The organism is Micromonospora sp. WMMB235 (genome assembly GCF_001855515.1).
GTDB classification, from domain to species: Bacteria; Actinomycetota; Actinomycetes; order Mycobacteriales; family Micromonosporaceae; genus Micromonospora; species Micromonospora aurantiaca.
This window is the reverse complement of record NZ_MDRX01000001.1, coordinates 2,326,242-2,353,139: the sequence shown is the minus strand read 5'-3', so window position 1 is coordinate 2,353,139 and position 26,898 is coordinate 2,326,242. Positions and strand designations below refer to the sequence as shown.

Sequence of the window (26,898 nt, the reverse complement as noted above, 5' to 3'; positions counted from 1 at the left end):
CGGACCGGGAACCGCTGCGCCCGAGCCTTGAGCAAAATTTGCGGGAAGCCCGCGGCTCAGAGCTCGGTGACCACCAGATCGACCTGCCGGGGCCGCCCGGCCGCCCGGGGCGCCTCCTCGACCGTGTACTTCAGCTCCCGCAGCGCCCCCACCAGCGCGTCGGCGGTACGCGGCCGGGCGTCGGCGAGCAGCAGATCCCGCACCAGCCGGCCCTTCGTGGCCTTGTTGAAGTGGCTCACCACCGACCGGGCCGACGTGCCGTCCACGATCCGTTCGTGCAGCACCCGTACCGTCACCGTGCGTTCGGCGAGCGCGCCGCGCGGCGTCCAGGTGGCCGCGTACGCGCCGGAGCGCAGGTCCAGCACCGGGCCGCGCCCGGCGGCGGGTTCCAGTACCGGGCCGAGCACCTCCCGCCAGTACGCCGGCAGCGCGCCGAGCCCCGGCAGCCGCGCTCCGATCGGGCAGCGGTACGGCGGGATCCGGTCGGCGAGGCGTACCGCGCCCCACAGGCCGGAGCTGATCAGCACCTGGCGGCGGGCCGCCCGCTGCGCGTCGGGGGGCAGCGTGTCCAGGCCGAGCGCCTCGTAGAGCACGCCGGTGTAGAGGCGTCCGGCCGGCGCGGTCGCCGCCTCCCGCAGCCGGGCGTTGCGCCGCAGCTCGCCCAGCTGCCCCTCGGTGAGGCCCAGCGCGGTCCGGGCCGCCGTCTCGTCCGGCCCGGCGCACAGGTCGACGAGCGCGGTCAGGACCGCCTCCCGGGCCGGGTTCAGCTCGGTCAGGGACAGCCGGGACAGGTCCAGCCGGCGGCCGGTGCCGGCCTCGGCCTTCCCCTCCGACGGGGGCAGCAGGATGAGCACCGGCACAGCGTACGGGCCGGGGTCAGCGCCACGGCCGCACGGCACGGTCGGGGTGGTAGACGCGACTGCCGCCCACCTCGGCCACCATCGCCGCGTCGGCGCGGTCACCCAGCAGCCGCCGCAGTGTGCGCTCGGCCGGGGAGCCGACCGCCACCACGTACCCGGGCCGTTCCGCGCGCGCCACCCGCTGCCAGTACGCCGGATAGCGGTTCTGCCCGGGCGTCAGCGCCCCGTCGAGCACACCGCAGGCGACGGTCTCCCCGGTGTTGAAGATCAGCCGGTTGCAGGTCCAGTAGTCCCCGTACACCTCGTGCAACCCGGCGCCCCGCACCGTGTCGGCGAGGCGGCGGGCGGTGCGCTCCTCGTCCCGTACGCCCGGCACGCCGGCCAGGAACGCCACGGTGCCGGTGATCGTGGCGGCGGTCAGCCCGGCCAGCACCACCGCCGCCGCGGTGCCGCCGAGCCGGGCCGCCCACCCGGTGGTGGCCCGCAGGGCGTGCGCGGCGGCCAGCCAGAGCGGCCACAGCACGGCCGGCAGCGAGATCTGGAGCACCGACAGGTAGCGGGCGTTGCCGAGCGGGTCGGTCGCGGCGAGCGGGCTGCGCACGTACGCCAGAAGTGTCAGCACCGCGCCCGCGACCAGGGCGAGGATCGCCACGGCCCGGACCCGCGCGGCGTGGTCGGCGGCCCGGCGGTACGCGCGTAGCCCGAGCGCGGCGGCGGCCACCAGCAGCACCGGGTAGAGCACGCCGAACCACTGCGCCCAGCGCGCGCAGCCGTCCATCGGACACATGCCCGACGCCAGTGGCACCCCCTCCAGCAGCCCGCCGCGCAGCCGCTCGGCCAGCGACGGCGCGACCCCCTCCTTGGTGCTGATCTCGCGGAACACCGACAGCGAGTCCTGCCCCGGCGGCGCGACGAGGTTGTCCTTGACCACCGGGGCGATCCCGGCCAGGAAGCCCGCGACCAGCAGCACGCCCGGCCAGCCGATCAGGTCCCGGGGCACCGCCACCGCAAGCACCACCGCCGCGACCAGCAGGTACGGCGCGATCAGCCAGTCCGACCAGAGCGCCAGCCCGGCCAGCAGCCCGAACGCGCCGGTGGCCAGCCAGTGGTGCCGGATCCGCCGGTCACCGAGGGCGACCGCGATCAGCAGCATCGCCAGCACCGCCGGCTTCACCTCCGGGCGGCCGCCGACCGCTGTGAGCTGGTCGCGGACCACGCGTTCCGAGCCGAGCGCCAGCAGGCCCACCACGACCACCGCCAGCCAGGGGGAGAACAGGCGGCGGGTCAGCCGGTACGCCAGCCACAGGAAGACCGCGAAGAGCGCGAGCAGCGGCAGCCGCAGCAGCGGCCAGCTCGGCCCGGCCCAGCCGACCAGCGGCGCGGCCAGGTACGACTCCAGCACGCCCATGTAGCGCTGGCCGTAGAGGAAGACCGGCCGCTCACCACCGGCGGCGATGTGCAGCGCGGCCAGGCCGAACGTGGCCTCGTCGCTGTTCGACGCGGGCACCGTGAGCAGCGTCAGCACCAGCCGGTAGCCGACCCCCGCGGCGCCGAGCAGCAGCGCCACCAGCGCCGGCGCGTCCGGACGCGGTCGTACCGGGTTCCGCTTCGTCGTCGACACGACCAACGCCCCCGTCGTCGTCCCGACCGCAGTCTGTCACGGCGGCGCCCGGCGCCGGGGCGGATCGGCGTGGATCACTCGCGTGGCCCGGCCGGTCCGGTTGTGGCACTGTTGCCGTGTGCCGCCCACACCACCGGACCAGCTGGCCGTCCCGCAACTGCACCGCGCCGCGCGCTTCGAGGACGCCGTGCACGGCCTGGTGGAGCGCCGGTTGCGGCGCACCGGGTGGCAGCCCAACATCATCGCGTACGCGGGCTACGGCGCCCCGGGCTGGGCGCGCGTGCTCTGCCGGGTGCTGCTGGGCCGCCCGGACACGCGGCGGCGGGGCCGGCTGGACAAGGTGCGGGGCTGGCGCAGCTTCGCCACGCTGCCCGCCAAGCACATCACGGTGACCATCGAGGCCGACGGCGTGCGCCAGGAGGTGACCGCCGACCGCAGTGGCTTCGTCGACACCGTGATCGAGGCCGACTTCACCCCCGGCTGGGGCTGCGTACGCCTCAGCGTCGCCGACGCCGAACCGGTGGAGGCGCTGGTACGCATCCTCGACCCGGCCGTCCGCTTCGGCATCCTCTCCGACATCGACGACACCGTCATGGTGACCGCGCTGCCCCGGCCGCTGCTGGCCGCGTGGAACACGTTCGTGCTCGACGAGCACGCCCGCACCGCCGTGCCGGGCATGGCCGTGCTGTACGAGCGGCTGGCCACCGCCCACCCGGGCGCGCCGGTCTTCTACCTGTCCACCGGCGCGTGGAACGTCGCGCCGACGCTCACCCGGTTCCTGTCCCGGCACCTCTACCCGGCCGGGCCGCTGCTGCTCACGGACTGGGGACCGACCGCCGACAGGTGGTTCCGCAGCGGCCGGGAGCACAAGCGGGCCACGCTGGCCCGGCTGTCCCGGGAGTTCCCCGAGGTGCGGTGGCTGCTGATCGGCGACGACGGGCAGCACGACCCGGAGATCTACCGGGAGTTCGCCGCCGCGCACCCGGACAACGTCGCGGGGGTGGCGATCCGGCGGCTGTCCCCGACCCAGTCGGTGCTGGCCGGTAGCCTCCCGGCGCCCGCAGGGCGGTCGTCGTCGGGCCCGATCGGTCAGAAGTGGCTGAGCGCCCCCGACGGCGCCGGCCTCTGGAAGCTCCTCCGCGAAGCCGACCTGGTCTGACTCCTGCGGCCGCCCGGCGACGGGCGGTCACGCGCCGACAGCCTGGGTGTGGAGAGCGACCGCCAGATCGCGGTCATTCCGACGCCGAGATATCACAGAGCGTAGTGCTGACCGGGAAGCGACTCCCTGATACGGATATGACTCAGAGGCATACTTATGCCTCTGAGTCATAACGGGCTCGCCGTGGGCCGCCCGGCCGGCTGGGCTGTGCCGTCAGGCCGGGCGGAGCCAGAGGACGCCCAGCGGCGGCACGCGCAGGGCGACCGACGCGGGCAGGCCGTGCCACGGCACGTTCTCGGCGTGCACCTCGCCCAGGTTGCCCACCCCCGACCCGCCGTAGTGGTGGGCGTCGGTGTTCAGCGCCTCGGTCCACGTCCCGCCGGCCGGCAGGCCGATCCGGTAATCCTCCAGCGGCAGCGCGGAGAAGTTCGCCACGCACACGAGCGTCTGCCCGTCCGGGGCGATCCGGATGAACGACACCGCGTTGTTGGCCACGTCGTCCCCGGCGATCCAGCGGAAGCCGGCCGGGTCGGTGTCCTGCGCCCAGAGCGCCGGGCTCTCCCGGTAGACCCGGTTCAGGTCGGCCACCAGCCGCTGCACGCCCGCGCGGGCCGGATCGTGGGTCAGGTACCAGTCGAGGCCGCGCTCCTCGCTCCACTCCCTGTCGTCGGCCAGCTCGCAGCCCATGAAGAGCAACTGCTTGCCCGGGTGCGCCCACATGTACGCCAGCAGCGCCCGCACCGTGGCCAGCCGCTGCCAGGTGTCGCCGGGCATCTTGCCGGCGAGCGAGCCCTTGCCGTGCACCACCTCGTCGTGGCTGATCGGCAGCACGTAGTTCTCGCTCCACGCGTACGCCAGGGAGAACGTGAGCTGATGGTGGTGGTGCTGCCGGTAGATCGGGTCCTTCGAGGTGTAGAGCAGGGTGTCGTGCATCCAGCCCATGTTCCACTTGAACCCGAACCCGAGCCCGCCCTCCGAGGTGGGCCGGGTGACGCCGGGCCAGGCGGTGGACTCCTCGGCGATCATCAGTACGCCCGGGTGGTGCCGGTAGACGGTGGCGTTGACCTCCTGGAGGAACGCGATGGCCTCCAGGTTCTCCCGGCCGCCGTGCACGTTCGGCGCCCACTGCCCGTCCTGCCGGGAATAGTCCAGGTAGAGCATCGAGGCGACCGCGTCCACCCGCAGTCCGTCGATGTGGAACTCGTCGAGCCAGTACAGCGCGTTGGCGACGAGGAAGTTGCGCACCTCGTTGCGGCCGAAGTCGAAGACGTACGTGCCCCAGTCTGGGTGCTCGCCGCGACGCGGGTCGGGGTGCTCGTACAGCGGGGTGCCGTCGAAACGGGCGAGGGCCCACTCGTCCTTCGGGAAGTGCGCCGGCACCCAGTCCAGGAGCACGCCGATGCCGGCGGCGTGCAGCCGGTCCACCAGGTGGCGGAAGTCGTCCGGGTCGCCGAACCGGGCCGTCGGCGCGTAGTAGCCGGTGACCTGGTAGCCCCACGAGCCGCCGAACGGGTGCTCCATCACCGGCAGGAACTCCACGTGGGTGAAGCCCATCTCCAGCACGTACGCGGTGAGCTGCTCGGCCAGCTCGCGGTAGCCGAGGCCGGGCCGCCAGGAGCCCAGGTGCACCTCGTACACGCTCATCGGCTCCTGGTGCGGCGCCTGCCGGGACCGGCGCGCGAGCCAGTCCGCGTCGCCCCACTCGTACCGTGACTCGTGCACCACCGACGCGGTGGCCGGCGGCACCTCGGTGCGCGCGGCCATCGGGTCGGCCTTGTCCCGCCACCGGCCGTCCGCGCCGAGGACGCGGTACTTGTAGCGGCTGCCCACCGGCATGCCCGGCACGAAGATCTCCCACACGCCGCTGGAGCCCAGCGACCGCATCGGCCACCCGTCGTCCGGCGCCCAGCCGGTGACGTCGCCGATCAGCCGCACGGCCCGCGCGTTGGGCGCCCAGACGGTGAACGCGACGCCCTCGTCGAACACCCGGGCGCCGAGCGCCGCCCAGAGCCGCTCGTGCCGCCCCTCGCCGATCAGGTGCAGGTCGAGGTCGCCGAGCGTGGGCGGATAACGGTACGGGTCGTCGTGCGTCGTGCCGTCCACCTCGACCCGGTAGTCGAGAACCTCACCGGGGAGCACCGCCTCGAAGACACCGGCGTCGTGCACCCGCTTCATCGGGTGCCGCTCGCCGTCGGCGAGCACCGCCACCTCGCCCGCGCCCCGGCGCAGCGTCCGGATCGTGGTGCTCCCGTCGGCCGGGTGCGCGCCGAGCACGGCGTGCGGGTCGTGTACCTCGCCGGCGATCAGCTGGTCCATCGGGCGTCGTCCTTGTCGGCCGGTGCGGTCGGGGCGGTGCCGCCGGAGAGGTCGGCGGGCACGTCTTCCACTGTCAGGTCGGGCGCGGTCGGCTGCTCCGGCTCGGCGGCGGTCGGCGCGGCCGGCTGCGGGGGCTCGGGTGCGGCCGGGCGGCGCACTGTGAGCACGTGCGCCGGTTGCAGGTACGGGTCGAGGCGCACCGCGTTGCGCTGCCCCCAGTCGTACTCGGCGCCGGTCAGCTCGTCGCGCACGGTGAACCGCTCGTGCCAGTCCAGGCCGAGCGCCGGCATGTCGAGCGTGGTGTTGCCCCACTGCACCTCGCGGGAGTCGAACGAGCAGACCACGATCACCGTGTTGCCGGTCTCCGGGTCGTGCTTCGACCAGCACAGCAGCGCCGGGTTGTCGATGTCGTGGAACCGCAGGTTGCGCAGCCGGTGCAGGGCGGGGTTGTCCCGGCGTACCCGGTTCAGCGTGGTGACGAACGGCGCCAGCGACCGGCCCTGCGCCAGCGCGGCGTCCCAGTCCCGCGGGCGCAGCTCGTACTTCTCGTTGTCCAGGTACTCCTCGGCACCGGGGCGCGCGACGTGCTCGAACAGCTCGAACCCCGCGTACATGCCCCACGAGGGGGACAGCAGCGCCGCCAGCACCGCCCGGATCTTGAACATCGGCGGGCCGCCGTGCTGCAACGACGAGTGCAGGATGTCAGGCGTGTTCGGCCAGAAGTTCGGCCGCATCCAGTCGACCGAGGCGACCAGTTCCTCGCAGTACTCCCGCATCTCGGCCGCCGTCGTGCGCCAGGTGAAATAGGTGTACGACTGGGTGAAGCCGATCTTGCCGAGCCCGTGCATGATCGCCGGCCGGGTGAACGCCTCGGCCAGGAACAGCACGTCCGGGTCGACCTTCTTGACCTCGGCGATCAGCCAGTGCCAGAAGTCGAACGGCTTGGTGTGCGGGTTGTCGACCCGGAAGATCCGGATGCCCTCGCCGACCCAGTGCAGCACCACCCGCAGCACCTCGGCCCGGATGCCCTCCGGGTCGTTGTCGAAGTTCAGCGGATAGATGTCCTGGTACTTCTTCGGCGGGTTCTCCGCGTACGCGATGCTGCCGTCGGCCCGGGTGGTGAACCACTCCGGGTGCTCGGTGACCCACGGGTGATCCGGCGCGCACTGCAACGCCAGGTCCATCGCCACCTCCAGCCCCTGCTCGGCGGCGGCCGCGACGAAGTCGCGGAAGTCCTCAGGCGTACCCAGATCGGGGTGGATGGCGTCGTGGCCGCCCTCGGCCGCGCCGATCGCCCACGGCGAGCCCACGTCGTCCGGCCCGGCGGTGAGCGCGTTGTTGCGGCCCTTGCGGTTGACCCGGCCGATCGGGTGGATCGGCGGCAGGTAGAGCACGTCGAAACCCATCGCCGCGACACCCGGCAGCCGTTCCATCGCGGTGGCGAACGTGCCGGAACGCGCGGGCGCGTCGACTGTGGCCGGGACCGCGCCCTCGGAGCGGGGGAAGAACTCGTACCAGGCGGAGAAGAGCGCCCGCGGCCGGTCCACCCACAGCGTGCGCTCCTCGCCGGTGGTGACCAGCTCGCGCACCGGGTGCTCCCACAGCAGGTCGGCCAGGTCCAGCGCCGCGCTCACCCGCCGCGGCAGGTCCAGGTCGTCGTCGGCCAGCGCCCGCACGGCTTCGCGTACGCGATCACGGTCGGCCCTCGGCACCAGGTCGAGCGCGGCGGTGAGCACCCGTACGCCCTCGGCCAGATCGTTCGCCAGCTCGGCCGCGCCCTGGCCGGCGGCGAGCTTCTTCGTGACCGCGTTCTGCCAGGTGAGGTACGGGTCTCCGAACGCCTCCACGGCGAAGCGCCACAGGCCGACCGCGTCCGGGCGGATGGTGGCGTGCCATCGGTCCTGGCCGGGTTCACCCGGGCGCATCCGGGTGAACGGGCGGGCCGCGCCGTCCGGGCCGAGCCAGACCACGTTGCACCCGAGCGCGTCGTGGCCCTCGCGGTAGGCCCGCGCCGACACCGGTACGACCTCGCCGACCACCGCCTTGGCCGGGTAGCGACCGCAGGAGACGACGGGGGAGACGTCTTCGATCGGGAACCGTCCAGTCACCCGCTCAACCTACTGCGCGAGATCCTCTCGCGCTCGGCTGCGACCCGGATGCACCCTCTCCGCGCGGCTCGTCGGCGCGGCGTGCGACGAAGACGAACTCCCGGCCGGGGCGGTCGGGCGCGTCCCGCACGTCGAGCACCCGGTAGCCGGCGGCGGTCAGGCTCGCCTCGACCTCGTCCCGGTCGCGGAACCGCAGCGTCGAGTCCGACGTGACGACGGCGCCGTCGGCCGGGAACCGGTACGTGAACCGGAAGGACACGAACGGCAGGTCCACAGCGATGACCTCGAGACGTCGTTCCACCGGCCCGACGCCCGGCACGTCCCGGGTCACCGGCGCGCTGTCCGCCGCCCACTCCTCCCACGCGCGGCGCTCGGCACGCCGCGTCTCGAACACGAGGTGCCCGCCCGGCCGCAGCGCGCCGTGCACGCCCCGCAGCGTTCGCGCCCAGTCGTCGTCGGTGCGGAAGACCTGAGCCACGTTGCCGGTCATCACAGCCAGGTCGGCGCGCAGCGGTGGCAGCGTCGTGGCGTCGCCGTGCACCCAGCGCACGCGGCCTTCGCGGTCCTTCGACCGGGCGACGGCGAGGGACGCCCCGGCCGGGTCGACCCCCACGACGGTACGGCCGTGCCGGGCGAGCAGCAGGGCCAGGTTCCCGGTGCCGCAGCCGAGGTCGAGCACCACGCGCGCGTCCAGCTCGTCGGCGATCGCGAGGTACGCGTCCAGGTCGTCCCGGTCGCCGTCGAACGCGTCGTAGACCGGCGCGAGCCGAGGATGGGCGAAGATCGCATCCGGCATCCGGGGACTGTATCCGCCGCCGACCGCGACCGGGCGGGCTGTTAAGAAGGGGCCCTTCCTCTACCGGAGGCGTTAACAAGGTGCCCTTCCTTACACCCCCACCGAGCGGTACACCTCGATCGTCTGGCGGGCGATCGCGTCCCAGGAGAAGTGCTCCACCGCCCGTCGCCGCCCCGCCGCCCCGAACGCCGCGATCCGCTCCGGGTCTCCCAGCAGCTCGTTCATGCGCGCGGCCAGGTCGGCCACGAAGCGCTCCGGGTCCAGCGGGGTGCCCGAGCCGTCACCGGCCTGCTCGATCGGCACCAGCAGCCCGGTCTCGCCGTCGGCCACCACCTCGGGGATGCCGCCGGTGGCGGTCGCCACCACGGCGGTCTCGCAGGCCATCGCCTCCAGGTTGACGATGCCCATCGGCTCGTAGACGGACGGGCAGGCGAAGACCGTGGCGTGGGTGAGCACCTGGATCACCTCGTGCTTGGGCAGCATCGCCGCCACCCAGATCACCCCGGACCGGGTGGCCCGCAGCTCCGCCACGAGACCCTCCACCTCGGCGGCGATCTCCGGGGTGTCCGGCGCGCCGGCGAGCAGCACCAGCTGGGTGTCGGCGGGCAGCTCCCGGGCCGCGCGCAGCAGGTACGGCAGGCCCTTCTGCCGGGTGATCCGCCCGACGTACACCACGCTGGGCCGGGCCGGGTCGATGCCGAGCCGATCGAGCACGTCGGTGCCCGGGTCCGGGGCGTACTGCGCGGTGTCGATGCCGTTGTAGACCACGCGTACCCGGTCGGGGTTCACCGCCGGGTACGCGGTGAGCACGTCGCGGCGCATGCCCGCGCTCACCGCGATGATCGCGTCGGCCGCCTCGAACGCGGTCCGCTCGCACCAGGAGGAGAGCGCGTACCCGCCGCCGAGCTGCTCGGCCTTCCACGGGCGCAGCGGCTCCAGGCTGTGCGCGGTCACCACGTGCGGCACCCCGTGCAGCAGCTTCGCGGTGTGCCCGGCCAGGTTGGCGTACCAGGTGTGGCTGTGCACCACGTCGGTGCCGGCCGTCCCGGCGGCCATCTCCAGGTCGACGCCCATGACCCGCAGCGCGGCGTTCGCGCCGGCGAGCGGGGCGGGTTCGGCGTACGCGGTCACGCCCTTCTCGTCGCGGGGCGCGCCGAAGCAGTGCACCCGCACGTCGGCGAGCCGGCGCAGCTCACGGGCGAGGTATTCCACGTGCACCCCGGCGCCGCCGTAGACCTCCGGCGGGTACTCGCGGGTGAGCAGGTCGACGCGCATCGGTGCCATGCCCGCACCCTAGTGCAGAGCCGGGTGTCCCACGCGGTGCGCAAGTGTGGGCGTCCGAGTGGTGAAGTCGGTTCCGGGTCGTTAGCGTCTGAGCATGGCTGCCAAGGTGCTCGCGATCGTCCTGGCCGGCGGGGAGGGCAAGCGCCTGATGCCCCTGACCACCGACCGGGCGAAGCCCGCCGTCCCCTTCGGCGGGATGTACCGCATGGTCGACTTCGTCCTGTCCAACCTGGCGAACGCCGGCTTCCTCAAGATCGTCGTGTTGACCCAGTACAAGTCCCACTCGCTGGACCGCCACATCACCAAGACCTGGCGGATGTCGACGCTGCTGGGCAACTACGTCACGCCGGTGCCCGCGCAGCAGCGCCGCGGCCCGTGGTGGTTCGCCGGCTCGGCCGACGCGATCTACCAGAGCTTCAACCTGATCAACGACGAGCAGCCCGACTACGTGATCGTCTTCGGTGCCGACCACATCTACCGGATGGACCCCCGGCAGATGGTCGACGACCACATCGCCTCCGGCGCCGGGGTCACGGTGGCCGGGATCCGCCAGCCGCTGTCGACGGCCGACCAGTTCGGCGTGATCGAGGTCGGCGAGGACGGCAAGCGCATCCGCGCGTTCCGGGAGAAGCCCACCGACGCGGTAGGGCTGCCCGACGCGCCGGACGAGATCTACGCCTCGATGGGCAACTACGTGTTCACCACCAAGGCGCTGTGCGAGGCGGTGGAGCGCGACGCGGCGGACAAGACCAGCAAGCACGACATGGGCGGCAGCATCATCCCGATGCTCGTCGAGCGCGGCGAGGCAAACGTCTACGACTTCAAGGACAACGAGGTGCCCGGCAGCACCGACCGCGACCGCGGCTACTGGCGGGACGTGGGGACGCTCGACTCGTTCTACGACGCGCACATGGACCTGATCAACGTGCACCCGGTGTTCAACCTCTACAACTTCGACTGGCCCATCTACACCGAGCAGCCGCCGTACCCGCCGGCCAAGTTCGTGCACGCCTGGGGCGAGCGCGTGGGCCGCGCGGTCAGCTCGATGGTGTCGCCCGGCTCGGTGATCTCCGGCTCGCTGGTGGAGAACTCGATCGTGGCGCCGAAGGTGAAGGTCCACTCGTGGGCGCACGTCGACGGTGCCGTGCTGATGGAGGGTGTCCAGATCGGCCGCCACGTGGTCGTCCGGCGCGCGATCCTGGACAAGAACGTCCACGTCCCGGAGGGCGCCGAGATCGGCGTCGACCTGGAGAAGGACCGCCAGCGCTACACCGTGTCCGACAACGGCATCGTCGTCATCGGCAAGGGCCAGCGCGTCGAGCCCTGAGCATTCCCGCCGCATCCCCGAGGAGGATCCCGCAGTGGCCCACCCCCGTGCCGGCCAGCCCGCACAGCCCGACGACCTGGTCGACGTGCCCCGGCTGGTCACCGCCTACTACGCCGAGCACCCGGACCCGGACGACCCGGCGCAGCAGGTCTCCTTCGGCACCTCCGGGCACCGCGGATCCAGCCTGCGCAACGCCTTCAACTCCGACCACATCCTCGCCGTCACCCAGGCGCTCTGCGACTACCGGCGCGAGCAGGGCCTTTCCGGGCCGCTGTTCCTCGGCCGGGACACCCACGCGCTCTCCGCGCCCGCCGAGGCCGACGCGCTGGAGGTGCTCGCCGCCAACGACGTCACGGTGCTGCGCGACAGCCGCGACGGCTACAGCCCGACCCCCGCCGTCTCGCACGCCATCCTCACCCACAACCGGGGGCGCACCAGCGGCCTCGCCGACGGCATCGTGATCACCCCGTCGCACAACCCGCCGTCCGACGGCGGGTTCAAGTACAACCCCACCCACGGCGGGCCCGCCGACACCGACGCCACGAAGTGGATCCAGGACCGCGCGAACGCCATCCTCGCCGCCGGGCTCAAGGAGGTGAAACGCATCCCGTACGCGCGGGCGCGCGCCGCCGCGACCACCGGGGAGTACGACTTCCTCGCCCGGTACGTGGACGACCTGCCCGCCGCGCTGGACATCGACGCGATCCGCGACGCCGGGGTGCGCATCGGGGCGGACCCGATGGGCGGGGCGAGCGTGGCGTACTGGGGCGAGATCGCCGAACGGCACCGCCTCGACCTCACGGTGATCAACCCGCTCGTGGACCCGACCTGGCGGTTCATGACGCTCGACGGCGACGGCAAGATCCGGATGGACTGCTCGTCGCCGAACGCGATGGCCTCGCTGATCGCCGCCCGGGACGACTACGCGGTCTCCACCGGCAACGACGCCGACGCCGACCGGCACGGCATCGTCACGCCCGACGGCGGCCTGATGAACCCCAACCACTACCTGGCCGTGGCGATCGGCCACCTGTTCCGTACCCGGGAGCAGTGGGGCCCGGGCGCGGCGGTGGGCAAGACGCTCGTCTCCTCCTCGATGATCGACCGGGTCGCGGCCGACCTCGGCCGTCCGCTGCTGGAGGTGCCGGTCGGGTTCAAGTGGTTCGTGCCCGGCCTGCTCGACGGCACCGTCGGCTTCGGCGGCGAGGAGAGCGCCGGCGCGTCCTTCCTGCGCCGCGACGGCGGCACCTGGACCACCGACAAGGACGGCATCCTGCTCTGCCTGCTCGCCGCCGAGATCATCGCCACCACCGGCCGTACGCCGAGTGAGCACTGGGCCGAGCTGGCCGACCGCTTCGGCGCGCCCGCGTACGCCCGCATCGACGCCCCGGCCGACCGGGCGCAGAAGGCCGTCCTGGCGAAGCTGTCGCCGGAGCAGGTCACCGCCACCGAGCTGGCCGGTGAGCCGATCGCCGCGATCCTCACCACCGCACCCGGCAACGGCGCCGCGATCGGCGGCCTCAAGGTGACCACCGGGTCGGGCTGGTTCGCCGCCCGCCCGTCCGGTACCGAGGACGTCTACAAGATCTACGCCGAGTCGTTCCAGGGCCCGGAGCATCTGGCCCGGATCCAGGAGGAGGCCAAGGTGCTGGTCGACGGCGTGCTCGCCACCGCCTGACCGTTCGCGGGGGCGTCAGCCGTTCCGCCGGGCGGTTTCTGCCGGAAATCCCCCTTTAGGGGTGGTCGGCGTCCTATGGTGTGGCCATGTCGGTCGTCCCGCGTCCTGCACCACTGCCCGATTCCGTGTCGCCCGCCTCCGACAGTCGAGACCCGGCTGCTCCGCCGGACGTTCACGTCCGTCCGGCAGTCGTCGACGATGCCGCCTGGCTGGCCTCGGTCAGCCAGGCGTCGTTCGTCAGTCACCTGCACGACTACCTGACTTCGGCCCAGCCCGGCGTCGCCCGGTTCTGGGAGGTCGTGCTGGCGCATCCGGCGTCGTTCCCCGGCCGCTGTTTCCTCGTGGCCGAGGCCGACGGTGGCGAGCGGCTGGGCTTCGCCGACCTGACGCTCGTCGACCCGGGACTCGCCCACCTCTCCTACATCTGCGTGGTCCGAGCCGCGCGCGGCCGCGGCGTCGCCCGTGCGCTGTTGCGGGCGTACCTGGATCGCCATCCCGGCGTCCGGGGAATGCGGCTGGACGTCTTCGCGGACAACGCCCCCGCCCGGGCGCTGTACGACCGGCTCGGCTTCACCACCGAGTCCACGAGCACGTGGTGGGTCACCGACGTCGCAGCCGACCGATCCGCTCCGTCCGCCGGCGTGCGGCTCGACGGTCTGCACGCCGCCCGCGCCTGGTTCGACACCTACGGCTTCGGCGAGCTCACGGTCGTCGCCGGGGACTCCGACGTGCGATTCGGTCGTCCGAGCGCCCGGGTGCTGCGTTGCTTCGACGTCGCGACGCTGCGGCAGCCGGCCGTCGTCGCCGCCGTGCTGCGCGAGTTCCCCGAGATCGATCGCGTGCTGGTCATGGCGCCGGGCGACATCCCGCCACAGTGTGCCCTCGGTGACCTGCGCGCCGTCAACCGCTCGCTGAGGATGTCCACACCCGAGATCCGCACCCGACTGGAGCTCACGTGACGAAGACGATCGCCAAGACCGCCACCGACCCGGGTGCATTCCGCACCCCGAGCCTGTTCTACGGAGCGGCCCGGGAGGGGATGCGGGACCTTCTCGCGCAGCCCGAGGTGTGGCGAGGCGAGCAGCGCGGCATCCTGTTGCCGTCGTTCATCGGCTGGTCGGCGCACGAGGGAAGTGGCGTCTTCGACCCGGTGACCGAACTCGGCCTCGACCCCGGCTTCTACGACCTGACCCCGGACCTCGCGGTGGACCTGCCGTCGCTGGAGGCCCGGCTCGCCGAGCGCCGGTACGACGTGGTCGTGGTCATCCACTACTTCGGCCGTACCGAGCGGGCGGTCGAGCGGATCCGTAACCTGACCGATCGGCACGGGGCGCTGCTGCTGGAGGACCTCGCGCACGCCTGGTTCACCCACGCGCTCGGTGGTCCGGCCGGGCGCACCGGGGAGGTGTCGCTCTACTCCCTGCACAAGATGCTGCCGATGCCGGGCGCGCGCGGCGGGATGATGACCTACCGCAACCCCGACCGGCTCACCGGGCAGCGCGAGACCGCGCCGGAGCTGGCGCGGTACGTGATCGACCACGACACGTCGGGCATCGCACGACAGCGCCGGGAGAACTTCCGTGCCCTCACCGGTCTGCTCGGCACCCTGCCGGAGCTGGGTGACGCCTTCGAGCTGATGTGGCCCGAACTCGACGAGGACGACGTGCCGCAGACCCTGCCGGTGCGGATCCTCGGGGCCGGACGCGAGAACCGCGACCACGTCTACGCCGAGATGAACCGCGAGGGATTCGGCATGGTCAGCCTCTACCACACGCTCATCGAGCACCTGCGTGACCACCCGACGACGGCGCGCCTCGCGCGGCACATCATCAACTTCCCGGTGCACCAGGACGTCGCGCCGGACGACTACCCCGCCCTGGTCGCCGGCTTCCGCCGGGCTCTGAACTCGCTTCCCGGCCACCGCACCGTGGTGGCACCCGGGTTCGGGGGCGACGAGGCGGCGCAGGGCGCGGCCGTCAGCGCGGCGGGGGCAGCTTCCGGCGGTTGAGTTGCTCCCGTAGCCCTTCCGGGAGGAGTTCGCGTAGCTGTTCGGGCAGCAACGGCAGATCGAGCAGGCTCAGTTTGAGCTGGTTGCGTTCCTGGTAGCGGCGCGGGTCCAGACGGACGACGCGACCGGCGTCGCGGACGTACCGGACGTGGACCGAACCCTTCGTCGCCGCCTGACGGATCAGCAACCCGTCCATCTCCACCGCCACCGGCGCGGAATCCGGCCGTAGCTCCAGGTGCACACGCTCGTGGGCGGAGAGCAGAACCGAACGGGAGATCCCGGCCATCGGCGCGGAGGGCGTCACCACCATCGCCTCGGTCGCGGGCGAGATCAAGGGGCCACCGGCGGCGTAGCTGTAGGCGGTCGAGCCGGTCGGCGTGCTCACCACCAACGCGTCGCACCGGTAGTAGCCGTAGCGCTGACCGTCGACCGCCAGGGTGGCGGTGACGAAGCCCGCCCCGGGCTGCCGGACCAGGGCGATGTCGTTGAACGCCACCACGTCGTCACCGCAGACGTCGCAGGCCAGACACGCGTGCGACTCGACGGTGAAATCGCGCCCCACCAGCCGTTCCAGCGCCCGGGGCAGGTCGGGTGGTTCCACCTCCACCAGGAAGCCCAGCCGCCCCAGGTGTACGCCGAGCACCGGCTTCGGATCGCGGAATGCCATCCGCAGGGCACCCAGCATGGTGCCGTCGCCGCCGATGCTGATCAGCGCGTCGCAGTGTGCGGCCAGGTCGCCGACGGGCACCGCTTCCACCGAGGCCGGCACCCGGTGCCGGTCCTCGCACCTGACGGCCAGGGTCTTGCGGTGCTGGGCCGCCCACCGTGCGATCGTCTCCACCACCTCGGAGACGTCCCGGGTGGGATGCAGCACCAGCCCGAACACATAGCCCGCCACCCCTACAGCTCATCACACCGGTGGGCGGGCCGCCCGGCGTACCGGAAGGCGCGTGGGCGGCGAAGTGTGTCCGAACAGGCGACCTTCCGTACCCGTGCTCGGCTCCGGCTCGTTGGACGCGAGGTGGAACGGGGACGAGTGGAGCGTCGATGCAAGTCATGATCATGGCGGGTGCCCGACTGCGGCATCGGCCGGACCTTGAGGTGCGCAGCCTGCGCGGCCGGGCGCCGAGGTGCGCGGTGGGGAGCCGGAGGTGACGGTGGCGCACGGCACGGGCCGGTCCGCCGCCGGCGTGATGAACCGCCCCGGACTGCCGTTCGAAGCGGGCCCGCGGGTGCGGTCCGGCTCAGGTGTCGGATCCTCCGTGGTGCGTGCCATGATCGTGGTGGCGTTGCTCAACTTCGACCAGTTCCCGCGCCTGATCGCCCGCGGGTTCGTGGTGACCGCGGTGCTGCTGGCGGTGCCGTTGATCCTCCACGAGGTCCTTCGTCCGGCCTCCCGGGCCCGCGTCGTGGTGTTCTGGGTTCTGGTGCTCTTCGGAGTGCTCGCGTTGCCGGGGATCACCCGCGCACCGGAATCTGAGTACGGCCAGCAGAAGTTCTTCCTGCTGGTGACCCTGACGATGGCCGCCGTCCTGGCGGTCGCGGTGCTGCGCGGACCGCGGGACGTCGAGATGTTCGCCGTCGTGTTCGTCGTGTCGGGCCTGGTGCTCGCGGTCGCGGCCCTGACGGGGGACTCGGAAGGCGGGCGGGCGAGTGGGTTCGGCTCCAATCCGATCTGGCTGGCCCGAGCTGTCGGGGCCGCGCTCGTGGCCCTCACCTGGCTCTACCTGCGCAGGCGTCTGTCGGCCTGGCCGGCGGCTCTCCTGGCCGTGATACTCCTCCTCGGTCTGATCGCGACCGGCTCCCGGGGGCCGCTGCTGGCCACCGTCGTCGCCATGTTCTTCCTCGTCCTGGCCGGACTGCGGCTGAAGATCCGGCAGGTTCGCCGTGAGTGGGTCGGCCTGACCCTGATGGGTGCCCTGGTGCTGGTCGTCGCCGCCTTGCCCTCACTGCTGCCGCCTCGGGTGTACGCCCTCGTGGTCGACCCGAGCGAGGAGCTGTTCGGTAGCGCGCGCGCAGCCATGCGCGAGGCCACCACGCCGATCATCGCCGAGAACCCGGGCGGAATCGGTTACGGCAACTGGGGTGACTACTCCGGCATGGCCGTCTACAGGTATCCGCACAACCTCTGGCTCGAACTACCGGCCGAGGCGGGGTGGCTGGTGGGAGGCTTCTTCGTCCTGGCCGTCCTCGCCGTGGCGTTCGGACTCTGGGTCGTCAGTCGACGCGAGCCCGCAGCGGGGCTCGTCCTCGGCCTGCTGGCGTTCTACGCGGTGGCGGTGTCGACCTCCGGCGACATCAACGGGGATCGACCGCTCTTCGTCGTGCTGGCTCTCGGCGTGCTCCTGCTCGCCGGAGCGCGAGCACGGGCCGCCGGGGGGCGGCCGGGCGCGGTCGGTGCCCGGCGGCAGGCCCGTGCCGAGGCATGGGGGCCGATGTCCCCGGCCCGCCCGCCGAGCGGGCGCGGGCTCCGGGAACACGCCGGCCGGGCGCGGGCTCTCGGTTGACCTGGCGCCGTTCCCGGTTGCCCACCATGTCGGGGGCCCGGCGCGGCGTGCTCAGCATCGCCGCCGGGTCGGCGGGCGGCCAGGTGCTGGCGCTGGCGGCCGCTCCGCTCCTGGCCAGGATCTACCGTCCGGCCGATTTCGGTCTCTTCGCCGTGGTCTCCGCGTTGGCGGTGACCATCGGCACGGTGGCCGCGCTCCGGTGGGAGATGGCGATCCCGATTCCCGAGCGGGAGAGTGACGCCCGTGCGTTGGTGACCCTGGGCCTCGCCGCGGCCTGCGGGACGGGCGCCGTTGGGGCGCTGCTGGTGCTGCTCCTGCGTGACGAGGTGGCCCGGTGGTTCGACCAGCCCGATCTTGCGCCCTGGCTGTGGGTGGTTCCGCCCACCGCCGCGGCGATGGGCACGGTTCTGGTGCTCAACCAGTTCGCCGTGCGACACCGCCGGTACGGCATGATCGGTCGGCGCAACCTGTTCCAGGCCGTGGGCGTCGTGGCCACGCAACTCGTGGCCGGCGTGGCGGGTCTGCGGTCCGGCGGCTTGGCGCTCGGGTTCGGGTTCGGGCAGGTGGTTGCCGCCGGGGTCCTGCTCCGGGGCGCACGCCGGCGCGGCGCAGCGGCGGCGGGCGGCGCGCGGTTCCGGGGCCTTGCGGCCGTGGCCCGGAGATACCGCCGGTTCCCCTTTCTCATGGCGCCGTCCGGACTCCTCAACATCCTCGGTACTCAGCTGCCGGTTCTGCTCATCGCCTCCTGGTACGGCAGCACGGTCGCCGGCTGGCTGGGCCTGACCCAGCGGGTGATCGCGATGCCGATCGCGTTGGTGTCCTCCGCCGTCGCCCAGGTCTACCTGGCCGAGATCGCGAGGGCCGCCCGGGAGCGTGCCGCGGACGGGCGGCGGATCTTCATCGGCGCGACGCGGAGACTGGCACTGATCGCTGTGCCCGGCGCGGTTGCCGTCGTGCTCGCCGCGCCGTCGGCGTTCTCCCTGATCTTCGGGCCCCAGTGGCACAGCAGCGCCGACTACGCACAGGCGCTGGCCGTCTTCATGGCGGCTCAGTTCGTCGCGTCACCGCTCTCCCAGACGCTGGTCGTGTTCGAACGTCAAGGTCTCCAACTCGCCTGGGACGCGGGCCGTGTCCTGGTGATCGCGGGCGCTGTCTCCGCCGTGGCGCTGGCCGACGGATCCGCGCTGACCGCCGTCTGGGCGTTCGGTCTCTCCGGAGCTGTCACGTACGGCGTCGGCTGGCTCATGTCGTTGCGTGTGGTGACGATGGCGAGCCGGGCCGCGAGACGTGCCGCCTCGTCACCCCGACTCGTTCCACAGAGCTGATGGACGGCGGGGCGGACCTATTTGAACCTTTTGCGCATCTCGACTCTGTGCGCCGTCGTTGATGCATGTGTCAGAGCAGGAGAAGGAGTGTGCCCAGATGCAGGGCTCGTACCACGGGCGGCCGGGGTGCCGGCCATGACCGATCGAGAACGGAAACCGGAGTCGGCGTTGCGCTTGCTGATCGTCTCCTACTACTTCCCGCCGGCGGAGTCGGTCGGCGCCCGCCGGCCGGGTGCCCTCGCCGCCTTCGCGCTCCAGCAGGGCTGGGACGTCCGAGTGCTGACCACCGTCGCCGCCGGGCAGGGGGACGAGCCGACCCTGGTGCCCGAGGACCGCGTGATCCGCGCCGAGCCGTCGCCCCAGCTTCCCCGGGTCAGGCGGATCGAGGCCGTGCCGGCCGACGGCGAAGTCGCCCGGCCGGTGCCGCGACTGACCCGGCTGAGGGCGAAGGCCAACCGTTCGCTCGTCCGTGCCGGCCTGGAGCTGCTCGTCCCCGATCCGCAGCTCAACTGGGTCCGGCCGGCCATCCGTGCCTTCCGCCGGTCCGCCGGCGACTGGCGTCCCGATGTCGTCCTGGTGTCAGCTCCGCCGTTCTCCGGGTTCCTGGTGGCGGCCGCGATCGCCAACCGGCTGCGGGTGCCCTGGGTCGCGGACTACCGCGATCTCTGGTCCGTGGGCAACGAGTACTGGGTACGTTCGGCACCGCGACGGGCGGTGGACGAGAAGCTGGAGCGACGCCTCCTGCGGTCGGTGACGGCCTGTGTGACAGTGTCGGAGCCGTTGGCGGAGACGGTCCGCCGCACGTTCGGGGTGGACACGCATGTGGTCATGAACGGCATCGACCGGCGGCCCCCGCCTGCCGGATCGGTCGACGCCGCTCCCGTCGGCGGCGGCCGGGCGACTCTCACACTGGCACACACCGGGTACGTCTACCCGGGGCGTCGGGATCCCGGCCCCCTGCTGGAGGCGATCGCGCTGCTGGGCGACGACGCCAGCCGGGTGCACGTGACGTTCGCCGGCGAGGACCACGGGATCGTCGATGTCGCGGCCGGACGGGCCGGCGTGCGTGATTCGGTCACCAACCTCGGTTACGTCCCGCCGGAGAAGTCATGGCGGATCCAGGCGGACGCGGATGCGCTCGTCCTGCTCATGTGGAACGACCCGCGGGACGCCGGCACGGTGACCGGCAAGATATTCGACTACCTCCAGGCCCGGCGGCCCATCCTCCTCCTCGGGTACGAGGGCGGGGTGGCGGCGAAACTCCTGCGGGACCGGGGTGCCGGGGTGGTGTGCAACGACCCCGCTGCGATCGCGGCACGGCTGCGGGAGTGGCTCGCCGTGAAGGAGCGGACCGGACGACTGCCGGCGGTGCCGGCCGCCGCGATGGACGGCCTGTTCCGCGAGGACCAGCTCGGCTCCTACCTGGACATCCTCCGCGACGCCGCCGGGAGGGCGCACCGCACACGCCGCCCGCGGTCACGCTGAGCCCGCCCCGCCACCGATCGATCCCCGTGCCCGCACGGCGCGGCGATCGATCGTGCGCTCGTCGTCGGCCGCGGCGCAGAGAGACGGCACCGGTACGTGGGCCGGGCCGCAGTGCGGGGGACAGGGCCGATGCGGTGCCTCAGCGGACGCCGGTGAGGCGCCGTTCCTGGTCGAGGTCGAGCATCTGCGCCGACGGGTCGACCGCCACGCCGGAGGCGCGCAGGACCTTGCCCGCCGTCCGCGCGAGGATGCGCAGATCGAGCCAGAGGGACCAGTCGAGAACGTAGCGGACGTCGAGTTCCAGGCGTTCGGTCCAGGCCAGGTCGTTGCGGCCGTTGACCTGCGCGAGCCCGGTGATGCCCGGCCGGACCTCGAACCGCTTGCGCTCCCGGTCGGTGTACCAGGGGTCGTAGCGCAGCAGCAGCGGCCGGGGACCGACCAGGCTGAGGTCGCCCCGGAGCACGTTGACCATCTGCGGCAGCTCGTCGATGCTCAGCCGCCGCAGCGTCCGGCCGACGCCCCGGCAGCGGACCCCGTCGGGCAGCAGCCGGCCCTCCGCGTCGCGGTCGTCGGACATCGTCCTGAGCTTGAGGACCCGGATGCGGCGCTCGTACCGGCCGGTGCGTTCCTGCCGGAAGAAGACCGGGCTGCCGAACTGGGCCAGGACGAGCAGCGCCGCGACGGCCACGACCGGCGCGGTCACCACGAGGACGACGAGCGCCACTGTGATGTCGACGAGCCGCTTGAGCCGCAGCTCGATCGTCCGCCGGGCGGGGCTCACCGGGAGTTCGCCTTCCCGGCGGCCTGCGGGGCGTACTCTCCGGGTGGTCCGCCGACGCCCGCGGCGTGCTCGATGACCTCGGCCATCCGCACCGCGGAGATCCGGTTGTCGAAGTGCCGGTGCGACCGTTCGCGGGCGCGTACGCCGCGCTCGGCGAGACGCCCGGACCGGAACTCGGCGTACGCGTGCTCGATGGCCTGCGCCAGGGCGGCCGGATCGTCCCGGGGAACCACCCACCCGCAGCTCTCGTCCACCGTCTCCGGCAGCCCGCCGGCGTCGCTGACGATGCTGGGAACGTCCAGCAGCGCCGCCTCGGGCGGCGCGCCGTGCCCCTCGCTCAGTGACGGGCTGACGCTGAGGTCCGCCGCCCGGTAGTAGGGCCGTACGTCGTCGGCGGTGTCGATCCAGCGGACGGAGTGGTCGTCGGCGACCCCGAACCGGCGGATCAGCTCCTGCCGGTGGTCCTCGCCGGCCTGGTCCGAGCCGCCACCGACGAGCATCAGCACCGCCTCGGGGTGCCGGGACCGGATCTCCTGCCACGCGGCGAGCAGGACGTCGTGGCCCTTGAACGCTCGGTCCCGGTGGGCGGCGAGCTTCCGCGGGGGATAGACGTACGCCACCATGATCACGACGAACTGGTCCGGGCTCAGCCCGAGATCCGCGCGGCACTTCGCCCGGGCCTCCGCCCGCGTCGCCGCCGTGTCGTCCGGCAGGTCCGCGGTCGCCCAGGCCAGGTTGAGTCCGCTGGTGACAGCCGGGCGACGCGACGCCGGTACGCCCAGCTCGCCGTAGAGGCGGGAGGTGTAGCGGGTGCCGCAGATGATCGTGCGGTCCAGGCGCCAGAGCAGCCGCTCGACCATCCGGACCGCCCGTGACTCCAGGAACGCGGGGCCGGCGACGAACTGCACCCGCGCCAAGGGCAGGCCGACGGTCGCGAGCCGCGCGCCCAGCGTGGCCGCGTACAGGTGGTGGTAGAGCACCTGGGGCCGCAGGCGGCGGACGAGGCGGCGCAGCCGCCACAGCTCGGACAGCGTGTTCAGGCTGGGGCGGAAGCGGAACGAGAACGGCGACGCCACCGTCCGGATCCCGGCCTCGGCCAGGCGGTCGTTTAGGCGCCCGCCGGGTGGGCAGATCACCACCACCTCGTGGCCGCGATCCCGCAGGGCGCACGCCTGCGGGATGGTCCAGAGTCCGCCGTAGTTCGTCTTGACGATGACGGCGACGCGCAGCGCCGGTCGGCCGGTCGGGTCGTGGGCGGCAGCACCGGACCGGGGAGCAGGCTTCACGGGTTCGCCTCCGAGCGTTCGGACCCTCGTCACGAGTGGTACGAGGCTTATAGTCGCTTTGGCGTTAAGAACGATGCTCGCGGCATTTAGTAACCAAAGCTCCTATTTTTCGTTGCTCCTGCGGAGAGGCGCGCGACCGGTAGGAGCAGAAGTGGAATTCGTCGTCACGGAGGGTGCCGATTCCGTGGGGTCCAACCTGACGTGTGCCCTCAGGGAAACGGGCTCGGCCGGCGGGATCGTCGTGCCGGACGGTCCGCCCACCTGCGGCACCGGCACGGCGTCGCCGGCACGGGAGAGCTTGCGGACGGCCGCGGCCGGCGAGGCGGGGGGTGCGGCATGCACGCAGTGATCATGGCCGGTGGTCGGGGGACGCGGCTTCGTCCGTACACCACAGCGCTGCCGAAGCCGCTGGTGCCCATCGGTGACAGCTACGCGATCCTGGAGATCGTCCTGCACCAGCTCGCGGCGGCCGGGTTCAGCGGCGTCACGCTCGCGGTCAACCACCTCGGGTCACTGATCCGCGCCTTCGTGGGAGACGGCCGGCGGTTCGGACTGCGGGTCGACTACACCGAGGAACGGGTGCCGCTGTCGACCGTCGGCCCGCTGTTCGGGCTCCGTGACCGCCTGCCCGAGCACTTCCTGGTCATGAACGGCGACATCCTCACCGACCTCGACTACGGCGACCTGCTGCGGACCCACGTCGCCGGCGGCGCGCCGCTGACAGTGGCGACCTTCCGCCGTCAGGTCAAGGTGGACTTCGGGGTCCTCGCCGTGTCTGACGGCCGGGTGATCGAGTTCGCCGAGAAGCCCACCCTCGACTATCGGGTGAGCATGGGGGTCTACGGCCTGGCGGCCAAGACCGTGGCGTCCTACCCCGCCGGCATGCCGCTCGGCTTCGACCAGCTCATGACGAGTCTCATCGAGCAGGGGCAGTACCCGGCCGACTACCCCTTCGACGGCTACTGGCTGGACATCGGCCGTCCCGAGGACTACGACGAGGCCAACCGAACCTTCGAGGCACAGCGGGACATCCTCCTGCCCGCCGGCCTCAGGGAACTGCCGTGACGAGCGTTCTGCTCTTCGGCGCCAACGGCTTCGTCGGCCGTCACGTCCATGCCGCCCTCGCCGCCGAGCACGACGTCGCCTCTCCCCGTCGCGCCGAGTGTGACCTGATCACCGCCACCGTGGGCGAGCTGGGCGCGCTGATCGGGGCGCACCGGCCCGTCGCGGTGGTGAACTGCACCGGCCTGCTCTCCGGAACCGATCACGACATGGTCGCGGCCCACACCCTCGTCACCGCCAAGCTCGTCGAGGCCGTGGCGACCGCCGCGCCCCAGGCCCGGCTGATCCGGCTCGGCAGCGCCGGCGAGTACGGGATCGTTCCCGACGGCATCGCGGTGCCCGAGACGTGGCCGGGCGCGCCGGTGAGCGCGTACGGCCTGAGTCACCTGGCCGCCACCCGGCTGATGGAACTCGCCGTCGCGGCGAACCGCCTGGACGGCGTCGTACTCCGGGTGTTCAACCCCATCGGTGCCGGTCTGTCGCGGGACAACGTCCTGGGCCGGGCGGTACGTCTGCTGCGGGCCGGACCGGCACGCGGCGCCTCGGAGATCGCCCTGGGACCGCTCGGCGCGTACCGGGACTTCGTGGACGTCCGGGACGTCGCTCGCGCCGTGGCCACCGTCGTGGCGGCACCGGCGGTGCCGCATCCCGTCCTCAACGTCGGCTCCGGCCGGGCGGTGCAGGTGCGCACGGTGATCAGGGAACTGGCCGCGGTGGCCGGTTTCACCGGCGGGATCGCTGAGGCGGCACCCGCCGAGGACGGCCACCGCTCCGCCGGCGTGACCTGGATGTGTGCGGACATTTCGCAAGCCCGGCGGCTCGGGTGGAGTCCTGCCTACGAAATGACCGACACGGTGAAGGCCATCTGGGCCGAGGCGTCCGACCTCGACCGGACCGCACTGCCGAAGGAGTAGAGGTTGTATCAGCGAATAGGGGTCGTCGGGCTCGGCTACGTCGGCGTGACGCTGGCTGCCGCGCTGGCTGCCAAGGGGTACGAGGTCCACGGCGTGGACACCCAGCCCCAGGTTCGGGAGTCCCTGCGCGCCGGGCGGGTCCATGTGTTCGAGCCGGGCATCGAGGAGGTGTTCGCGGCGCACGTCGGGCGGTCCCTGCTCATCGAGGAGGAACTACCCGGCGACCTCGACGCCGTGGTCCTGTGCGTCTCGACCCCGGTCGACGAGACCACCCGTCGTGGCCGCTTGGAGCACCTCGCCGCCGCGGCCGAGGCGGTCGCCCGGCGCTGCCGGCCGGAAACCCTGGTGGTGGTCCGGAGCACGGTGCCCGTCGGCGTCAGCCGGCGGGTCGTGCTGCCGCCACTGGCCCGGGCGTGGGGCCGGGTACGCCTCGTCATGGCGCCGGAACGCACCATCCAGGGACAGGCCCTGCGTGAGCTGGTCGACCTGCCGCAGGTGGTCGGCGGGCTGGACGCCGCCAGCCTTGAGGCGGGGCTGGAGTTCTTCGGCGGCCTCGCCCGGGAGCTGGTGCCGGTCTCCAGCCTGGAGGCGGCGGAGCTGGTGAAGCTGGCGAACAACTGCCACACCGACCTGATCTACTCGTTCGGCAACGAGCTCGCGCTCGTCGCGGAGACCCATCAGCTGGATCCGTTGGAGGTGATCCGGGCGGCGAACCTGAACTATCCGCGCCCTGACCTCAGCAAGCCCGGATACGTCGGCGGGGGCTGTCTGTCCAAGGATCCGTACCTGATGGTCGAGAGCGCGGGGCGACGGACACCGCTCCTGGTCAACGCGGCCCGGCAGCTCAACGAAGAACTGCCGGTCCACGTCGCCGAGAACGTGGTCGAGCTGATCCGGCAGACGTGCCCCCGGCTCGCGGGAGCCCGGCTGGCTGTGCTCGGGTGGGCGTACAAGGGATGGCCGCCCACCGACGACATGCGGGGTACGCCGATCGCCGCGATGATGCCGATCTTCCAGGCCGCCGGGCTGGAGGTGGTCGGTCACGACCCGATGGTCAGTGGTGACGTCATCCGCCGGTACGGCGGCGAACCGACCAGCCTCGACAAGGCGTTCGGTGAGGCCGACGCGGTGCTGGTCCTCACCGACCATCCCGACTACCGGTCGTTGCCGGTCGGCGCTCTGCTCGCGGGGACGACAGTCAAGGTGCTGTTCGACTCGTGGCGTGTCCTCGACGAAGGCGAGGTCCGGGCCGCCGGCATCCGGTACGCCGGTATCGGCTACCGGATTCCGAGGGCCGACGCCACGGCGGTGACCGCCTGATGCGCGCGCTCGTGCTCGGCGGGGCAGGCTTCATCGGCCTCCACCTGGTGGAGCGGCTCAGTGCCGAGGGTTGCCAGGTCACTGTCGTCGACGACTTCTCGCGCGGTTCCGACGACGAACGGGTGGCCGCTCTGCGGGCCCGTCCCGGCGTCGACGTCGTCTCCGCCGACCTGACGCGGCCCGAGGCCTGGGCACGGCTACAGCCCGACGTCGACCAGGTGTATCTGCTGGCCGCGGTGGTGGGCGTGCGGAACGTCGAGGCGGACCCCAGCCGGGTGCTGCGGGTCAACACGCTCACCGTGGCCCATCTCGTGGACTGGCTGCGGCCGGGGCCGAAGGTCTTCTTCAGCTCGACGAGCGAGATCTACGCCGGTGGCGTCGATGCCGGCGTGGTGCCGGTTCCCACACCGGAAGACGTCCCGATCATGGTTGCCGACGTGGCATCTCCCCGGATGTCGTACGCGATCAGCAAGCTCGCGGGCGAGGCCATGCTGCTGCACCACGCCCGGGCCACGGGCGTGCCGGTGGTCATCGGCCGCTTCCACAACGTCTACGGGCCGCGGATGGGCGCCGACCACGTCGTTCCGGAGATGGCGCTGCGGGCGATGGAGGGTGAGAACCCGTTCCGGGTGTGGGGGGCCGACCAGTACCGCGCGTTCTGCTATGTCGACGACGCGATCGAGGCGGTCGTGCGACTGATGGACGCCGCCGTCGAGGGCCCGGAGATCGTGCACATCGGGAACGACAGGGAGCAGACGAACATCGCCGATCTCGCTCGGCTCGTGCTCGACGTGGTGGGCGTCTCGGCCACGCTGCAGCCCATGCCGGCCCCGGACCGATCAGTGCGACGCCGGTGCCCCGATCTGGGCAAGCTGCGGCGGCTGACCGGCTTCGAGCCGACCGTCTCCCTCACCGAAGGGGTACGCCTGACCGTCGACTGGTACCGGGGCTGGCGGCAGACGATCGCCATGCCCGGGCAGCCGACGGCAGCACGCGACCGCACGCCCGTCTGACGCGACGGCAGGAGGCCGGCACTCGTCCGAGTGCCGGCCTCCTTCCGT

Annotated in this window: 21 protein-coding genes; 12 read left to right on the top strand and 9 right to left on the bottom strand. The window is 72.4% G+C overall.

The window, feature by feature from the left end; translation table 11 throughout:
- Positions 1–56: 56 nt before the first annotated feature.
- Both yaaA and BFV98_RS09510 read right to left on the bottom strand, forming a co-directional pair.
- Positions 57–860, bottom strand: a complete 804-nt coding sequence (yaaA, locus tag BFV98_RS09515; protein ID WP_083395362.1) for a peroxide stress protein YaaA — start codon at positions 858–860, stop codon at positions 57–59.
- A gap of 16 nt (positions 861–876) precedes the next feature.
- Positions 877–2,481, bottom strand: coding sequence for a hypothetical protein (locus BFV98_RS09510; protein WP_071095895.1), 1,605 nt, complete (start codon positions 2,479–2,481; stop codon positions 877–879).
- 82 nt (positions 2,482–2,563) lie between these two features.
- Between BFV98_RS09510 and BFV98_RS09505 the strand changes: the two genes are divergently transcribed.
- Positions 2,564–3,640 carry an App1 family protein gene (locus tag BFV98_RS09505; RefSeq protein WP_013285282.1) on the top strand — a complete coding sequence of 359 codons (1,077 nt, stop codon included), beginning with the start codon at positions 2,564–2,566 and terminating at the stop codon, positions 3,638–3,640.
- Between the two features lie 213 nt (positions 3,641–3,853).
- Here the strand turns inward: BFV98_RS09505 and glgB are convergent, their stop codons facing one another.
- From glgB to glgA, 4 genes are all read right to left on the bottom strand, one after another.
- A complete protein-coding gene (glgB, locus tag BFV98_RS09500) occupies positions 3,854–5,956 on the bottom strand; it encodes a 1,4-alpha-glucan branching protein GlgB (protein WP_071095893.1) in 2,103 nt (700 codons plus the stop codon).
- Complete coding sequence (locus BFV98_RS09495; protein ID WP_071095891.1) at positions 5,944–8,064, bottom strand: alpha-1,4-glucan--maltose-1-phosphate maltosyltransferase; 2,121 nt, start codon at positions 8,062–8,064, stop codon at positions 5,944–5,946. The genes glgB and BFV98_RS09495 overlap by 13 nt, the downstream gene beginning before the upstream one ends.
- A gap of 4 nt (positions 8,065–8,068) precedes the next feature.
- Positions 8,069–8,860 (bottom strand): class I SAM-dependent methyltransferase, encoded by a 792-nt coding sequence (locus BFV98_RS09490; RefSeq protein ID WP_255368081.1) that lies wholly within the window; start codon positions 8,858–8,860, stop codon positions 8,069–8,071.
- Between the two features lie 90 nt (positions 8,861–8,950).
- The gene (glgA, locus tag BFV98_RS09485; RefSeq protein ID WP_071095889.1) at positions 8,951–10,144 is read right to left on the bottom strand and encodes a glycogen synthase; all 1,194 of its coding nucleotides are present in this window, start codon (positions 10,142–10,144) and stop codon (positions 8,951–8,953) included.
- A gap of 94 nt (positions 10,145–10,238) precedes the next feature.
- Between glgA and glgC the strand changes: the two genes are divergently transcribed.
- The 4 genes from glgC to BFV98_RS09465 all read left to right on the top strand — a co-directional run bounded on the left by glgC (position 10,239) and on the right by BFV98_RS09465 (position 15,157).
- Positions 10,239–11,471 carry a glucose-1-phosphate adenylyltransferase gene (gene glgC / locus BFV98_RS09480; protein ID WP_071095887.1) on the top strand — a complete coding sequence of 411 codons (1,233 nt, stop codon included), beginning with the start codon at positions 10,239–10,241 and terminating at the stop codon, positions 11,469–11,471.
- Positions 11,472–11,505: 34 nt separating this feature from the next.
- On the top strand, positions 11,506–13,149 hold the full coding sequence (pgm, locus tag BFV98_RS09475; protein WP_071095886.1) for a phosphoglucomutase (alpha-D-glucose-1,6-bisphosphate-dependent): 1,644 nt from the start codon (positions 11,506–11,508) through the stop codon (positions 13,147–13,149).
- 86 nt (positions 13,150–13,235) lie between these two features.
- Entirely contained in the window at positions 13,236–14,108 is an 873-nt protein-coding gene (locus BFV98_RS09470) for a GNAT family N-acetyltransferase (RefSeq protein ID WP_083395252.1), read from the top strand.
- Positions 14,105–15,157, top strand: coding sequence for a DegT/DnrJ/EryC1/StrS family aminotransferase (locus BFV98_RS09465; protein WP_071095884.1), 1,053 nt, complete (start codon positions 14,105–14,107; stop codon positions 15,155–15,157). Before BFV98_RS09470 ends, BFV98_RS09465 begins: the two co-directional genes overlap by 4 nt.
- Here the strand turns inward: BFV98_RS09465 and BFV98_RS09460 are convergent.
- The gene (locus BFV98_RS09460; RefSeq protein ID WP_071095882.1) at positions 15,126–16,055 is read right to left on the bottom strand and encodes an NAD(+)/NADH kinase; all 930 of its coding nucleotides are present in this window, start codon (positions 16,053–16,055) and stop codon (positions 15,126–15,128) included. The genes BFV98_RS09465 and BFV98_RS09460 overlap by 32 nt on opposite strands.
- A gap of 364 nt (positions 16,056–16,419) precedes the next feature.
- Between BFV98_RS09460 and BFV98_RS09455 the strand changes: the two genes are divergently transcribed.
- From BFV98_RS09455 to BFV98_RS09445, 3 genes are all read left to right on the top strand, one after another.
- A complete protein-coding gene (locus BFV98_RS09455) occupies positions 16,420–17,664 on the top strand; it encodes an O-antigen ligase (RefSeq protein WP_143025320.1) in 1,245 nt (414 codons plus the stop codon).
- 26 nt (positions 17,665–17,690) lie between these two features.
- Positions 17,691–18,989 (top strand): lipopolysaccharide biosynthesis protein, encoded by a 1,299-nt coding sequence (locus tag BFV98_RS09450; protein ID WP_071095878.1) that lies wholly within the window; start codon positions 17,691–17,693, stop codon positions 18,987–18,989.
- Positions 18,990–19,124: 135 nt separating this feature from the next.
- Complete coding sequence (locus BFV98_RS09445; RefSeq protein ID WP_083395250.1) at positions 19,125–20,474, top strand: glycosyltransferase; 1,350 nt, start codon at positions 19,125–19,127, stop codon at positions 20,472–20,474.
- A gap of 139 nt (positions 20,475–20,613) precedes the next feature.
- Here BFV98_RS09445 and BFV98_RS09440 read toward each other — a convergent pair whose 3' ends face one another.
- Together BFV98_RS09440 and BFV98_RS09435 are read right to left on the bottom strand one after the other, a co-directional pair.
- Entirely contained in the window at positions 20,614–21,255 is a 642-nt protein-coding gene (locus BFV98_RS09440) for a sugar transferase (RefSeq protein WP_071095874.1), read from the bottom strand.
- A complete protein-coding gene (locus BFV98_RS09435; RefSeq protein ID WP_071095872.1) occupies positions 21,252–22,541 on the bottom strand; it encodes a glycosyltransferase in 1,290 nt (429 codons plus the stop codon). The genes BFV98_RS09440 and BFV98_RS09435 overlap by 4 nt, the downstream gene beginning before the upstream one ends.
- 336 nt (positions 22,542–22,877) lie before the next feature.
- On the opposite strand from BFV98_RS09435, the gene BFV98_RS09425 reads away from it, so the two are divergent.
- From BFV98_RS09425 to BFV98_RS09410, 4 genes are read left to right on the top strand one after another with little or no spacing between them, the layout of a single operon-like run.
- Positions 22,878–23,606: a sugar phosphate nucleotidyltransferase gene (locus BFV98_RS09425; protein WP_071095868.1), complete on the top strand. Its 729-nt coding sequence runs from the start codon at positions 22,878–22,880 to the stop codon at positions 23,604–23,606.
- Positions 23,603–24,517, top strand: coding sequence for an NAD(P)-dependent oxidoreductase (locus BFV98_RS09420; RefSeq protein ID WP_071095866.1), 915 nt, complete (start codon positions 23,603–23,605; stop codon positions 24,515–24,517). Before BFV98_RS09425 ends, BFV98_RS09420 begins: the two co-directional genes overlap by 4 nt.
- A 3-nt stretch (positions 24,518–24,520) precedes the next feature.
- Complete coding sequence (locus BFV98_RS09415) at positions 24,521–25,837, top strand: nucleotide sugar dehydrogenase (RefSeq protein ID WP_071095865.1); 1,317 nt, start codon at positions 24,521–24,523, stop codon at positions 25,835–25,837.
- Positions 25,837–26,850 (top strand): NAD(P)-dependent oxidoreductase, encoded by a 1,014-nt coding sequence (locus BFV98_RS09410; protein WP_083395248.1) that lies wholly within the window; start codon positions 25,837–25,839, stop codon positions 26,848–26,850. The genes BFV98_RS09415 and BFV98_RS09410 overlap by 1 nt, the downstream gene beginning before the upstream one ends.
- Positions 26,851–26,898 lie beyond the last annotated feature (48 nt).